This is a genomic window from Pseudarthrobacter sp. BIM B-2242, from assembly GCF_014764445.1.
Lineage (GTDB): Bacteria > Actinomycetota > Actinomycetes > Actinomycetales > Micrococcaceae > Arthrobacter > Arthrobacter luteus_A.
This window is the reverse complement of sequence record NZ_CP061721.1, coordinates 4,065,348-4,079,226: the sequence shown is the minus strand read 5'-3', so window position 1 is coordinate 4,079,226 and position 13,879 is coordinate 4,065,348. Positions and strand designations below refer to the sequence as shown.

Annotated in this window: 10 protein-coding genes and 1 tRNA gene; 6 read left to right on the top strand and 5 right to left on the bottom strand. The window is 66.4% G+C overall.

The window, feature by feature from the left end:
* Window positions 1-231 precede the first annotated feature (231 nt).
* Window positions 232-3,711 (top strand): bifunctional proline dehydrogenase/L-glutamate gamma-semialdehyde dehydrogenase, encoded by a 3,480-nt coding sequence (locus tag IDT60_RS18845; protein ID WP_191080220.1) that lies wholly within the window; start codon window positions 232-234, stop codon window positions 3,709-3,711.
* 572 nt (window positions 3,712-4,283) lie between these two features.
* On the opposite strand, the gene IDT60_RS18840 is transcribed toward IDT60_RS18845, so the two are convergent.
* Window positions 4,284-5,138: a LysR family transcriptional regulator gene (locus IDT60_RS18840; protein ID WP_164204247.1), complete on the bottom strand. Its 855-nt coding sequence runs from the start codon at window positions 5,136-5,138 to the stop codon at window positions 4,284-4,286.
* Between the two features lie 158 nt (window positions 5,139-5,296).
* Here IDT60_RS18840 and IDT60_RS18835 point away from each other — a divergent pair, with 158 nt between their 5' ends.
* Window positions 5,297-6,688 carry an MFS transporter gene (locus tag IDT60_RS18835; protein WP_191080219.1) on the top strand — a complete coding sequence of 464 codons (1,392 nt, stop codon included), beginning with the start codon at window positions 5,297-5,299 and terminating at the stop codon, window positions 6,686-6,688.
* A 53-nt stretch (window positions 6,689-6,741) separates the two neighbouring features.
* Here IDT60_RS18835 and IDT60_RS18830 read toward each other — a convergent pair whose 3' ends face one another.
* The gene (locus tag IDT60_RS18830; protein WP_191080218.1) at window positions 6,742-7,623 is read right to left on the bottom strand and encodes an SDR family oxidoreductase; all 882 of its coding nucleotides are present in this window, start codon (window positions 7,621-7,623) and stop codon (window positions 6,742-6,744) included.
* A 16-nt stretch (window positions 7,624-7,639) separates the two neighbouring features.
* A complete protein-coding gene (locus IDT60_RS18825) occupies window positions 7,640-8,785 on the bottom strand; it encodes a N(5)-(carboxyethyl)ornithine synthase (RefSeq protein WP_191080217.1) in 1,146 nt (381 codons plus the stop codon).
* A 225-nt stretch (window positions 8,786-9,010) separates the two neighbouring features.
* Between IDT60_RS18825 and IDT60_RS18820 the strand changes: the two genes are divergently transcribed.
* A complete protein-coding gene (locus IDT60_RS18820) occupies window positions 9,011-9,388 on the top strand; it encodes a hypothetical protein (protein WP_191080216.1) in 378 nt (125 codons plus the stop codon).
* A gap of 23 nt (window positions 9,389-9,411) precedes the next feature.
* Here IDT60_RS18820 and IDT60_RS18815 read toward each other — a convergent pair.
* Window positions 9,412-9,485 (bottom strand) — tRNA-Gly (locus IDT60_RS18815).
* Between the two features lie 254 nt (window positions 9,486-9,739).
* On the opposite strand from IDT60_RS18815, the gene IDT60_RS18810 reads away from it, so the two are divergent.
* Window positions 9,740-10,183, top strand: coding sequence for an SRPBCC family protein (locus IDT60_RS18810; protein WP_191080215.1), 444 nt, complete (start codon window positions 9,740-9,742; stop codon window positions 10,181-10,183).
* A gap of 72 nt (window positions 10,184-10,255) precedes the next feature.
* Here IDT60_RS18810 and IDT60_RS18805 read toward each other — a convergent pair whose 3' ends face one another.
* On the bottom strand, window positions 10,256-11,974 hold the full coding sequence (locus IDT60_RS18805) for a CAP domain-containing protein (protein ID WP_370590705.1): 1,719 nt from the start codon (window positions 11,972-11,974) through the stop codon (window positions 10,256-10,258).
* 143 nt (window positions 11,975-12,117) lie between these two features.
* Between IDT60_RS18805 and dcd the strand changes: the two genes are divergently transcribed.
* Window positions 12,118-12,693, top strand: coding sequence for a dCTP deaminase (gene dcd, locus IDT60_RS18800; protein ID WP_164204259.1), 576 nt, complete (start codon window positions 12,118-12,120; stop codon window positions 12,691-12,693).
* A gap of 187 nt (window positions 12,694-12,880) precedes the next feature.
* Entirely contained in the window at window positions 12,881-13,873 is a 993-nt protein-coding gene (locus tag IDT60_RS18795) for a hypothetical protein (protein WP_191080214.1), read from the top strand.
* The last annotated feature ends 6 nt before the right edge of the window (window positions 13,874-13,879 follow it).

The window sequence follows — 13,879 nt, the reverse complement described above, 5'->3', positions numbered from 1 at the left end:
CTCTCTCACTTAATGTGGGTTTTCCCGAAACGCTCTCTCACTTTCTTCAGGAAAGTGAGAGAGCGTTTCCGTTTTTCTTGCGTTAAGTGAGAGAGCGTCCGGGGATGGGTGGGGGACAAAGCATTGGGATTTCCAACCTGTATTGCTTAGAAAACATCGCTTTATCTTAAGTGATTGGAAGCTCATACTGATGGATAAGAGCCCCTCACACCACGGAAAGAACGAGCGATCATGACTCACACTGCAACGGAAATCTCCGGGCGAACCGACGTCCCGGAAGCCCGTGCCCTCGCGGCGGAAACCATCACTTTGGTACGCCGCTGGCTCACCGAGGCTTCGAAAGTTCCTGTTGACGCGTCGGCCGAGCAGCTCGCCGGTGTGCTGAAGGACCCGAACGGCCTGGACTTCACAGTGGGATTCGTCGACGGCGTGGTCCGCCCCGAGGACCTGAACGTCGCCGCCCGTAACCTTGCCGCCCTCGCCCCCAAGGTCCCGGCCTTCCTGCCCTGGTACATGCGCAGCGCCGTAGCCCTCGGCGGCACCATGGCACCGGTCCTGCCTCGGGTTGTCATCCCGATCGCCCGCCGCGTGCTCCGCGAGATGGTGGGTCACCTGATCGTGGATGCCACCGACGCCAAGCTGGGCCCGGCCATCGCCAAGATCCGCAAGGACGGCATCAAGCTCAACGTCAACCTCCTCGGCGAGGCCGTCCTGGGCGAGCACGAGGCCTCCCGCCGGCTTGAAGGAACGCACACTCTGCTGGCCCGCCCGGACGTTGACTACGTCTCCATTAAGGTTTCCTCCACGGTCGCCCCGCACTCCGCCTGGGCCTTCGACGAAGCCGTGGAGCACGTCGTGGAGAAGCTCACCCCGCTGTTCGAGCGCGCAGCCTCCTTCGCGCACGGAGGCAACAAGGCCAAGTTCATCAACCTGGACATGGAGGAATACAAGGACCTGGACATGACCATCGCGGTGTTCACCCGGATCCTGGACAAGCCCGGGTTCAAGAACCTCGAGGCCGGCATCGTGCTCCAGGCCTACCTCCCGGACGCGCTCGCTGCCATGATCCGCCTCCAGGACTGGGCCGCGGAGCGCCGTGCCAACGGCGGCGCCGCCATCAAGGTCCGCGTGGTCAAGGGTGCCAACCTGCCGATGGAACAGGTGGAAGCCTCCCTCCACGACTGGCCGCTGGCCACGTGGCACACCAAGCAGGACTCGGACACCAACTACAAGCGCGTCATCAACTACGCCCTGCATCCGGACCGGATCAACAACATCCGCATCGGCGTGGCCGGCCACAACCTCTTTGATATCGCCTTCGCGTGGCTCCTGGCCAAGAAGAGAGGCATCGAAGCGGGCATCGAGTTCGAGATGCTGCTGGGCATGGCGCAGGGCCAGGCTGAAGCCGTCAAGAAGGACGTCGGCTCGCTCCTGCTCTACACCCCCGTGGTGCACCCGGCCGAGTTCGACGTCGCCATCGCCTACCTGATCCGCCGTCTCGAAGAGGGCGCCAGCCAGGACAACTTCATGTCCGCCGTGTTCGAACTCAGCGAGAACGAATCGCTGTTCGAGCGCGAGAAGCAGCGCTTCCTCGCTTCCCTGGACAAGCTCGACGACGCCGTCCCCCCGCCCAACAGGCAGCAGAACCGCAGCCTCCCGCCGGAGCCCCTGCCGCACGACTCGTTCAAGGACACCCCGGACACCGACCCGTCGCTGCCGGCCAACCGTGACTGGGGCCGTGCCATCCTGCAGCGCGTCCCGTCCTCCACCCTGGGAAACGCCGCCGTGGAGGCCGCCACCATCACGGACGCCGACACCCTGAACCGGGTCATCAGCACCGCCGTTGAGAAGGGCAAGACCTGGGGCGCACTGTCCGGCGACGAGCGGGCCGAGATCCTGCACCGCGCCGGCGACGTCCTCGAAGCCCGCCGCGCCGACCTCCTCGAGGTGATGGCCAGCGAGACCGGGAAGACCATCGACCAGGGTGATCCAGAGGTCAGCGAAGCAGTGGACTTTGCCCACTACTACGCCGAGTCCGCCCGGAAGCTGGACAAGGTCGACGGCGCCACGTTCGTCCCGGCCAAGCTCACCGTGGTGACCCCGCCCTGGAACTTCCCGGTGGCCATCCCGGCAGGGTCCACCCTTGCGGCACTCGCCGCCGGCTCCGCCGTCGTGATTAAACCCGCCAAGCAGGCACGCCGCAGCGGCGCCGTCATGATCGAGGCCCTCTGGGAAGCAGGCGTGCCGAAGGACGTGCTCACCATGGTGCAGCTGGGTGAGCGTGAACTCGGCCAGCAGCTGATCTCCCACCCGGCCGTGGACCGCGTGATCCTCACCGGCGGCTACGAAACCGCAGAACTGTTCCGGTCCTTCCGCAAGGACCTGCCGCTCCTGGCCGAAACCAGCGGCAAGAACGCCATCATCGTCACACCCAGTGCGGACCTGGACCTCGCCGCGAAGGACGTGGCGTACTCCGCCTTCGGCCACGCCGGCCAGAAGTGCTCCGCCGCCTCACTGGTGATCCTGGTGGGCTCAGTCGCCAAGTCCCGTCGGTTCCACAACCAGCTGGTTGACGCTGTGACCTCACTGAAGGTCGGCTACCCGCAGGATCCCACCAGCCAGATGGGCCCCATCATCGAGCCCGCGAGCGGCAAGCTCCTCAACGCCCTGACCACCCTGGGCGAAGGGGAATCCTGGGCCGTGGAACCGCGCAAGCTCGATGAGACCGGCCGGCTCTGGAGCCCGGGCGTCCGCTACGGCGTCCGCCGCGGGTCCTACTTCCACCTCACCGAATTCTTCGGACCGGTCCTCGGCGTGATGACCGCCGAAACCCTCGAAGAGGCCATCGCCATCCAGAACCAGATTGAGTACGGCCTCACGGCCGGCCTGCACTCGCTGAACCCGGACGAGCTCGGCACCTGGCTGGACTCGATCCAGGCCGGCAACCTGTACGTGAACCGCGGCATCACCGGAGCCATCGTGCAGCGCCAGCCCTTCGGCGGCTGGAAGAAGTCCGCAGTGGGCGCCGGAACCAAGGCAGGCGGACCCAACTACCTGGCCGGCCTCGGCGACTGGACCAGCAAGGCCGGCACCGCCGACGCCCCGATCACCAACGCGGGCGTCCGCCGGATCTCAGCCGCGGCCGCAGGAGCCCTGCAGCCCGGTGAACTCGGATCCCTGCAGCGTGCCCTGGCCTCGGACGCGCAGGCGTGGGCCGACGAATTCGGCACGGCCAAGGACGTGTCCGGCCTGACCGCCGAGCGGAACATCTTCCGGTACCGGCCGCTGCCCGTCACCATCCGCCTCTCCGAAGGCGCCCCGCTGGTGCACCTGGCGCGGACCGTCGCCGCCGGCGTCCAGGCAGGTTCGGCACTCACCGTGTCCACCGCCGTCGAACTCCCCGCACAGCTGCGCTCCGTGCTCACCGGCCTGGACATCACCGTCACGGTGGAGTCCGACGCCGAGTGGCTGGCATCGGCGTCGCGCCTCGCCAAGGCGGGCAAACTGTCCGGCGCGCGGATCCGCCTGATCGGCGGCGATGCCACCGCGCTCGCGGAGGCCACCGACGGGCGCCCCGACGTGGCGGTCTACGCCCACCCCGTCACTGAAGCAGGCCGCGTGGAGCTGCTGCCGTTCCTGCATGAGCAGGCCATCAGCATCACCGCCCACCGGTTCGGCACGCCGAACCACCTTTCGGATTCCCTGATCTAGGACTCCGCTACGCACCACAAAGGGAAAGTCCCGGCAGCCACGTGGTGGCTGCCGGGACTTTCGTTGTTGTTGGTTGGCCGCGTTTTATGCCGCGGGCTGAGACCGTTGGAAGTTAGCCCAGGTACCAGCCCGGGGGAGTCCACGACGTCGGAACGCTGTGGGCGGAGAAATCTTCGCAACGGGTGCAGGTGTAGGCGACTTCACCTAGTGTCCTGACCGCCCCGTCACGCCGGTAAACCGGAGGGACATATGACTCAAGGTAGATAAATTCGTCCGTGCCGCATTTGTCGCACGTGGGCTTGCCTACGTACTCTGCGGCGTGGGTGATGCCGGTGCCGTAACTGGAGTGGTGCGTGACCAGCGGGCGCACGGTGCTATGTCGGGGAGCAAATGCGGTGTGTAAATGGGTGTTCTCGGCTGTCGTCATTGGCTGCCTATCCCGAGTACGGCCGCCCCATGGGCCGCGGGGCGCACTCGTAGTGTTGAACCGGCCACTGCTTGACCCCATGGAGGAATCCAGCATAATGGAGGCCGGGTTTTTTCTCAATGGTTTTTAGGAAACACGGGTGTGGTCAGGCGGACTTCTTGAGCGTCCGGCCTACAATGGCCTGCGTCAGGGCATCGATCACCTCGGCATTGGCCAGCGGGTTGCGGATCAGGGTGAAATCGACGTCGCCAACAGGCGGCAGGTCAAAGGTGCGCGTGATGATCTTCAGGTCGTCCGGGACCAGTGACGTTGGCATCACGGCAACGCCGATGCCGGCCCGGAGTGCCGCCAGGACGCCGCTGATCTGGCGGGTGGTGCAGGTGATCCGCCAGGTGCGCCCGCGGGATTCGAGCGCGTCAATGGCCAGCTTCCGGCTGAGGCTGGGGGAGGGGTAGGCAATCAGCGGCACGGTTTCCCCGGGCGTGAGGACCGTTTGTTCCAGCCCCACCCAGGAGAACGTGTCGTGCTGGACCACCGTGCCGTCCTTGACCCCCGCCACCCATTTCACAAAAACGAGGTCCAGCTGGCCGGCGTTGAGCTTCTTGTACAGCTGATCACTCTGGCCCACTGTCAGTTCAAGGTTGATCTGGGGGTAGACCTGCCGGAACTCGCGCAGGATCCGCGGGAGCCCGGTGATGGCCAGGTCATCGGCCGTGCCGAAACGCAGCCGCCCGCGCATGGCCGAGCCGGAGAAGTATCGGGTGGCGGCATCGTGGGCCGACAGGATGCTGCGGGCGAAGCCTGCCATGGCGTCGCCGTTATCGGTCAGGCGGACATCGCGGGTATCCCGGGTGACCAGGATGCGTTTCGCGGCAGTCTCCAGCTTCCGGACGTGCTGGCTGACCGTTGGCTGGGCAAGACCCAGACGCTCGGCAGCCTTGGTGAAGCTCAGGGTCTCGGCCACGGCAAGGAAGGAACGGAGCTGGGCAGGTTCGAACACGGTGGCCTCCTGTGGCCCGGCTTGCCTGTTTTCGCAGGTCCGGAACCGGCGTCATTATGCTTTGTAATACTAGTTATAGGCCCAATAGGTCTACATAATCACTGTGTGCCAGCCTAGCGTGGGAGCATCCCAACCACCGCTTTCTTGAGGACACATCCGTGGCACCCCCACCGCCAACGTCGGCAACCGTCAGCCAGCCCGTCATCGATTCCGCCAGCGCAGTTTCTGCCACCTCCGCTTCCCCCCAGACCCAGCCCGTCGGCGTCGTCAGCGAACATCTTCCCTGGCGGCAGACCTTTATCTCGCTGAAGGTCCCCAACTTCCGCATCTTCGCCATCGGCCACTTCGTGGCCGTGGTGGCCCTGTGGATGCAGCGGATCGCGCAGGACTGGCTGGTGCTGGAACTGTCCGGCTCTGTCACGGCAGTGGGCATCACCGTCGCGCTGCAGTTTATGCCGTCGCTCTTTCTGGGGCCGTGGGGCGGCATGATGGCCGACAGGTTCGCCAAGCGGAAGATCCTGATGCTGTGCCAGGGCATGGCCGGTATCCTCGCCGCAGCCCTCGCGGCGCTGTCCCTCACCGGCGCCATCCAGGTGTGGCACGTGTACGTCATCGCGCTGGTGCTGGGCCTGGTCACAGTGCTGGACCAGCCCGCCCGCCAGGTCTTCGTCAACGAACTGGTAGGCCCCGCGTACCTGCGCAATGCGATCAGCGTCAACTCCACCACGTTCCAGCTGGGCGGGCTGATCGGCCCGGCGCTTGCCGGTCTGCTGCTCACCGCCGTGGGCGCCGGCTGGGCCTTCGCCGCCAACGCCCTGGCGTGCTGCTCCACCGTGACCATGCTGCTGCTCCTGCGGAAGGACCAGCTGTTCATCAGTGCGCCGGCTCCGAAGAAGAAGGGCATGCTGCGCGAAGGACTGAGGTACGCGCTGAGCAAGCCCACCATTTACTGGCCGTGGCTGATGGCCGGGTTCATCGCCGTGTTCGCCATGAGCCTTCCGGTGCTGCTCGCTGCTTTCGCGGACCACGTGTTCGACGTCGGTGCAGGCGGCTACGGACTGCTCAACGCGCTGGTGGCGCTCGGCGCCCTCGCCGGCGCCGTCGCGTCAACCCGCCGGCGGCAGCTGCGGCTGCGCTCCGTGGTGTTCTGCGCCGGAATGTACGGCCTGATGCTGTGCCTGGCCGCGCTGGCGCCGTCCATGATCTGGTTCGGAGCGGTCATGGTGCTGTCCGGGTTCTGGTGCCTGATGTTCCTGACCGGCTCCAACCAGCTGGTCCAGATCAGTTCGAACATGGGGATCCGCGGACGCGTGATGAGCCTGTACATCATGGTGCTGATCGGCGGGCAGGCCATCGGCGGGCCCATGCTCGGCTGGATTGCAGAGCACATTGATCCGCACGTTGCGCTGCTGGTGTCCGGCGGCGTTCCGGCGCTCGCGGCGGTGACTGTCGGCGTCGTGCTTGCCCGGAAAGGTGCGCTGAAGCTCCGGCTTGACCTGAAGGACCGGCGCCATCCGGTGCGGATTGTCAGCCGGGTAGCCCCGGCCTAGCCGCTCCCTGGCCTGGCCTCTCCGCCGACCGGACCATCCGCGGATGCGGAAACCTAGGCGGGCCGGTCCGCAACGGCCAGCGCCTCGCGGACCGGGGTGAACGGGACGCCGGGCAGCCTGATCCGTTCGGGGGCCGCGTCGAAGGTCATGTCGGCGGCGCCCAGATGGACGGCTCCACCCAGGACCCGGCCCCAGGACGGTGCCACCAGCCGTGCCCCTTCCGCGGCGGCCCGGAGCAGCGGCAGCGGAATATGGACGGCCCGCCCGCGGCCGTTGCGTTCGATGAGGAGGGCCGCAAGTTCGTTCAGCGGCATGTTGTCCGGCCCGCCGACGTCCACCGCCTGGTTTCCCAGGCCGCCTCGAAGGGCGAGCACCACCGCGCCGGCCAGGTCCAGGGCACTGACGAAATTGACCGGGTTGTCCCCGTGTCCGAAGACCACGGCAACCCCGCTTTTCCGCAGCGAATCACCCATGATCGCCGTGTACGTTTCCAGGATGGTGGTGGGCCGGATGACGGCCCAGTCCAGTCTCCCGGCCATGAGCCGTTGCTCCGCCGCGTATTTCATCCGCGCCACTTCCAGGGGGTGGGACGGCGACGCCCCGTGCATGGAGAAATGGATAAACTGCCTGACGCCGGCCCGCTCGGCGGACTCCATCAGGTTGATGTTGGCGTCGCGGTCCACGGCCGGGGGCGTGCTTCCGGACTGCGGGCCGAAGCCACTGATGGCGGACACGACGGCGGTGCAGCCGCTGAGCGCGCGGGTCAGGTCCGCAGGGTTCGCGGCATCCCCAATGACAACGTCGAGTCCGGCCACCTTGAGTGACGCGGCGCGGTGGCTGCTCCGGGTGAGGACCCGGAACGGCATGTTGGCGTCCCGCAGGGTGTGGACCAGGACGCCGCCGAGGGTCCCGGTACCGCCTGCCAGCAGAATCACGGCCGGACCCTTTCGGCTAAGCAGGCAGGTGCGGGTACTCGGCCTGGCGCTGCTGGAACTCCAGCACGTCCTTGTTCAGGACTACACCTTCGCGGATTTCGATGGCCCGGGCGATGGTCTCGTTTCCGTCCCAGGCATCGGGTCCGCTGATGACCGTCTCCAGGAAGGGCAGGAGCGCCTGGCTGATCTCCCAGGTGGCCGAATTCCACAGGTAGGACGGGCTATGGTCCACGGCGTAGTAGTTGATGTGGTCGCCGATGGTGAACATGGGCTCGGCGAACGTGGTGGAGCGCGCCCAGCTGAAGCCCATGCCCTCATCGCACGAAACGTCCACGATCAGGCTGCCCGGAGCAAATGCCGCCAGGTCCTCGGTCCGCAGGTACGTCAGCGGATTGTTCGGATCCTGCAGCGTGCAGTTGACCACAATGTCGCTTTCGGCCAGGAACGGCGCGAGCGGAACCCGGCCCCGTTCGGTGATGACCTGGCTCAGGAAGGGGGCCTCGTCGTCGTGATCAAACTGCACGATGTTGACCGAGTGGATGGGGGCACCCACCGCGGCGACTCCGCGGTTGGTCAGCACCTGGACGTCATGGATGCCGTGCGCGTTCAGCGCGGTCACAGCACCGCGGGCAGTGGCACCGAAACCGATCACCACGGCACTGAGACGGCGCCCGTAATCCCCGGTTGAGCCCGTCAGCGAGAGGGCATGCAGCACCGAACAGTACCCGGCGAGTTCGTTGTTCTTGTGGAACACGTGCAGGCCGAAACCGCCGTCGCTCGCCCAGTGGTTCATGGCCTCAAAGGCAACGAGGGTGAGCTTTTTGTCGATGGCAAGCTGGGTGATGGCGCGGTCCTGGACGCAGTGCGGCCAGCCCCAGAGGACCTGGCCGTCGCGCAGTTCGGCAAGGTCTTCCGGCTGCGGTTTGGGCAGGAGCACGACGTCGGCCTCCGCCAGCAGCGCTTCCTTGGTGTCCACTCTGCCGACGAGGGTGGAGAGGTGGTCATCCGAGACGCCGAAGCGCTCGCCGTAGCCCTGCTCCAGGATGATGTGCCGGCGCAGTTCCGGGGCGATGCGTTCGAAGTGCAGGGGATGGATGGGGAGGCGGCGTTCGTCCGGTTTCCGGGTTGATGCCAGTACGCCCAGGGTCAGCTTGTCAGCCATGATTGCTCCTGTAGCGGAACCGAAGAGGTTCCTGACTTCTGACGATACACGTGGGGACCTAACGCACCGGTTGCGCAATCTGCGCAGTGGCGGGCCCTGCCCGGAGGCGGCGCGCCGCCCGGAGGCGAGGGGCGCGTCGGTAATTGTGCCGTGGCGTTGCCGGTGTGAAAATGACGCTCTGGGCTCTGCGCCGGGCAGACCCTGCGGAATTACGGGAACAGCACCATGGGATCCATCACGATCGAAAGTACCGTCCTTATCCCCTGTGGACGGCAGGAGGTCTACGCGTTTTGCGTGGACGGTGAGGCGCGCGCCGCCGTTCCCGGGCAGGAGGGGGTTCCCGTGCACGTCCAGGACGAGGTGCAGGACCGCTCCTGGACCGAGACCCATGAGACCCGCGCTGAGACGATGACGTGCACGTGCGTGGTGTACCCGGTTGCAGACAGCACGCGGCTGACTGTCACCGCGCAGTACACCCCAAAGGGGCTGGGCCGGATGTTTTCCGCGGCCAAGGAGGGTGCCTATCGGAAGCAGGAGGCGGCCCGGTTGGCGGCGCTGAAGAAGGCTGTGGAGCGTGCGGTCAGGAAGGCGAAGAACGTCTGAAGACGGCGGAATCTGCCTGTCATTGGAGCGGCTGACGGGAATCGAACCCGCGTATCAAGCTTGGGAAGCTAGCGCTCTACCATTGAGCTACAGCCGCGTGGCCCCGTGTGCGCGGGGCAGAACTTAGCTTAGCGCAGTTGCGTCCCTGAGCCGGCAACGGTGCCCGAGGGGCGGACCGTGTCTGCCTTAGATCCTGCCGCGCGGCGTCATCCAGTAACTCTTCAATAACGGCCCCGCCCGTTGCCGCGTGCGGGCCAAAGCCACTGGCTACTGTGAACCCGTTAGCTGCAGTGTCATGGGGGTGGGGCGGGCTATCACCGCTGGCCCGACGCTACCCAAAGGATCTTTCCCATGGCATTTGCAGAACACGAGGTACTCATTCCGCGTGACGCCATGGACGTCTACAGCTTCCTGATCGACGGCATGAACCTGCCGCAGTGGCGCACCGGCATCCGCAGCATCAGCCTGGCATCCGGCCCTGCACAGACCAAGGGTGCGGTGTATCGCCAGACCGTGGCGGGCCGGGCCGGGCTCACGGTTGCGGCCGACTTCGAAATCACCGAGGCCAGGCCCGGTGCAGAAATCCGCTTCCAGACCATCGCCGGGCAGTCGCGACCCTCCGGCGGGTATTACCTGAGCACTGAACCGGCAGGAACCCGCGTGCGGTTCGCCCTCGACTACCAGCCCAAGGGCCTCCTCGGCCTGATTAACACAGGCATCCAGCGGGCCATGAAGGCTGAGGTGGTCCAGCTGGAGCGTCTCAAGGACGTGCTGGCAGTCCGCTCAGCCGCCTAGTCCGCTCAGCCGCCTAGTTTCCCGCTTTCTCCGGCTTCCGGCACCGTTCGCTGGCCAGCCGGTGCCCGGCAACTACTGCGCCAGCCGCTGGCCCGCCCAGGTTCCAGGAATGTTCGACGGCGATGCAAGGGTTCCGCCGGTCAGGTCCCAGTACTGCACCACGTCATTCGCGCGGCGCAGCGCCACCCCGGTCGAGTTCAGGCCGGTGACGTCCCGCAGTGGCCGGATGCCGGTAACATCCCCCCACCCGGTGGCGACCGTGGGCCGGGCTTCGGCGCGCGGCGCCGGTGTTCCGGCGCCGCGGTAAAGCTGCACCACGCCGTCGGACCTTCTTGCCAGGATGTCCTGGAAACCGTCGGCGTCGTAGTCCACCATCGCCAGCCTGGTGGCCGCTACCGCGCCGGCCATCAGCGTGCGGGAGGACATGTCTCCCATGCCGGCGTTCGGGTAGAGCCACAGGTTGCCTGACGTGTCCAGGGCGACGAGTTGCGGTAGGCGGTTGTTGGCGCACCAGCCCCCGACGGCGAGGGTCAGGCCGGCCCAGCCGGACTGGCCGAGAGTGACCGCAGCGCCGAAGCCGCCGCCCGCATACCCGGGATGAAGCGTCAGCCGGCCGTCGTTCCACTGGGCGAGGATGTCGTAGGTACCGTTACGGTCCCAGTCGGTGACGAAGACTTCCTTGACGTTGCTGAAGAAGGAGTCGATGACCTTTGCGGGGCCGTACGTCCTGTTCCCGGTGGAGGGGCGGTTGATGAGCTCGCCGCCTGTATTCACGGAGACGAGGTCGGCGGCGCTGGTGATTGCCGCGCTGCTCAGATCCAGTGTTGGCGGCATGTGCTTGACGGTCGGATCGCACATGGTCGGCGTGGCTGGAGGGAAGACTGTGCCGCTGGTGCTGCCGCCGGGCGAGGACACGGTACCGGCCGGGAGCGTGGTGTAGCCGAAGAAGTTCACCACGCCCCAGATCCTGTACAGGCTGTCCGTGTAGGAGATTCCCGCGCCCATGACGTTGAACCGCGGATCGAGCAACATGGCGTTGTGGCCCGGTGATCCCTTCCACCACTCCACCAGCAGCGCTGCATCGCGGTCTGTGCGGATGGCGATCACCTCGCCCGCGCTGCTCGGACTCATGGCACGGGCGTCGGTCCAGAAACTCGCGCGGTGCTCGATGACGTCGCGGGAGGCGATGCTGTTGGACCACTCCTGCGCCAGCCCTGCCACCGTGGGGTGGTACTTGACCGGCGCCAGCTTGTTTGCCACCCGGTACTCATTGATTTTGTTGAAGACTGTCAGGATGGCGGCCGCGTTGCTGTCCGGGACCAGCGCTTCGGTGGCAAGTCCCTCGGAGGCGGGGGACTCTGCGGCGAAGGTCTGCGGGGCGGGAACCAGGGTGTTGTTCTGTGCCAGCTCGTCCTCGGGGGCCCAGAGCGGCGGGATGGAAGGCGCCTCGGGCGGCAGGGGTTCGGAGGATGTGGTCACCGGGGCTGTCACTTCGGCCGATTGTGCCGCTGTTGTGCCGGCCGGGGTTTGGTCCCCCGCGGGCGACGCCCGCGTGATCACAGGTTCCACGGCAGGGGCGAGCGGGGATCCGGTGCCGGTGTCCGCTCCGGGTGAGCCGGCGTCGTCGGCCGTTCCTGCAGCACCCAGGGTCACGCTTCGCGGCCCTGTTGCGCTGACTGCAGCGGCTGACGGCTGGTGCCCGGGCGGGCCGTGATACAGGCCCGCGGCAGGGGACACCAGAGCGAGGGCGCACAGCATTGCCACAACGGCAGGCGCCGCAAATTTTCTCAAACCAACCCCAGATCAGTTCAGTTCAGTTGTACCGGCCGGGAGACCATCCGGCGGCTGTCATTCTGAGGCAACATTAGCCCCACTAGGCGACAGCAACAACGAAAGAATGTGCCCTGTGGACAACGCATAGTAATTTGGGAGGCGTGCTGATCAGTGACCGCGATATTCGTGCCGAAATAGACTCCCAACGGATTGTCCTCGAACCTTACGATTCCGCGATGGTCCAGCCATCGTCGGTGGACGTACGGATCGACCGGTTTTTCCGGCTTTTCGACAACCACAAGTACGCCCATATCGACCCCGCGGAAGAGCAGCCTGAGCTGACCCGGCTGGTGGAAGTTGAACGCGGTGAGGCATTCATCCTGCACCCCGGCGAATTTGTCCTGGGCTCCACCTACGAGACCGTCACCTTGCCGGTGGATATCGCCGCGCGGCTTGAGGGAAAGTCATCCCTGGGCCGCCTGGGCCTGCTGACTCACTCCACTGCCGGGTTCATCGACCCCGGATTTTCCGGCCACGTCACGCTGGAGCTGTCCAACATGGCCACCCTGCCCATCAAGCTGTGGCCGGGCATGAAGATCGGCCAGCTGTGCTTCTTCCGCCTGACCTCTGCTGCCGAGCACCCCTACGGCTCGGGCGACTACGGCAACCGCTACCAGGGCCAGCGCGGTCCGACCGCCAGCCGGAGCCACCTGAACTTCCACCGCACGGAGATTTAGCCGGGCTCCTTCGGGGACTTCTACGTCGAGGGGCGACGTCTCGGGTGCCTCGAGGGGCGACGTCTCGGCGCTAAAGCCCCGGTTTAGTGCCGAGATCTAGCCGGTCGATGTGGCGGCGAACCCTGCACTGCTCCTCCACACTGTGGATAACCGCAGGGTCCCGCCGCGGCTGTGCCAACAATGGGTCATGCGGCAGCCCTCAGCCCTCCCGGACCACCTTGCGGGACGCTCCTTCACCCTGGCACAACAAGTCCAGGCCGGCGTCCCGGCAGGGCGTGCGTGGCGGAGCGATCTCCGGGTGGCCAGCCGGGGCGTGCGCGTCCCCTGGGGCCGGGAACAACCACTTCACCACACCTGCACGCTGTTGTCCGCGCTGACCCCGGGCGGAGTCTGCTGCCTCGCCACCGCCGCGCAGCTATGGGGCTGCCCGCTGCCTTTGCCCCTCCAAAATGACCTGACAGTCCATCTGGCAAAGGCGGGCGGCCGGACCCGTCCCGTGCGCAAGGGAGTGGCGGGCCACCGGCTGTCCCTGCGCCCGCAGGATGTGGCAATGCTCGACGGCGTCCCGGTCACCTCGCCTGCGCGGACATGGCTGGACCTGGCCGCGGTCATGGACTTTGAGTCGCTGGTGGCGGCGGGAGACTACTTCATCTGCAGCCAGGCGAGGAGCTTCGGTCCCAGGAAAGAGGCGTTCTGTTCCCTCGATGATTTGCGGGAACAGGTGGTTGTTACTCCGGGCGTCCGGGGGATCAGGAAGGCGCGGCTGGCGTTGGAACTGTGCCGGGTAGGGGCCGATTCAGCACCCGAGACCCGCCTGCGCCTGGCTCTTGGCCGGGTGGGCCTGCCGGAACCGGCCCTGAGCTATGTGGTGCTTGACCCGACGGGCGGGGAACTGGCCTGGCCGGACATGGCGTTTCCGAAATTCAAGGTGGCCGTCAATTACGACGGCCGGCACCACCTCGAGGCGCGGCAACGCGAATCCGACATCCGCCGGGACGAGTCGATCGCCGCAGCCGGCTGGCAGTCCGTGACCGTAACGGCAGGTCACGTGCGGACCTGGGGCTTCGACGGGTGTGCGCACCGCGTGCTGGATGCCATGGTTCGCGCAGGGTGGCGGATCGAGCGGGGAGATCCCGGCGCTAAGCGCCGGTCTCAGCGGCGAGAGGTCGCCTTTCGATGATGATGA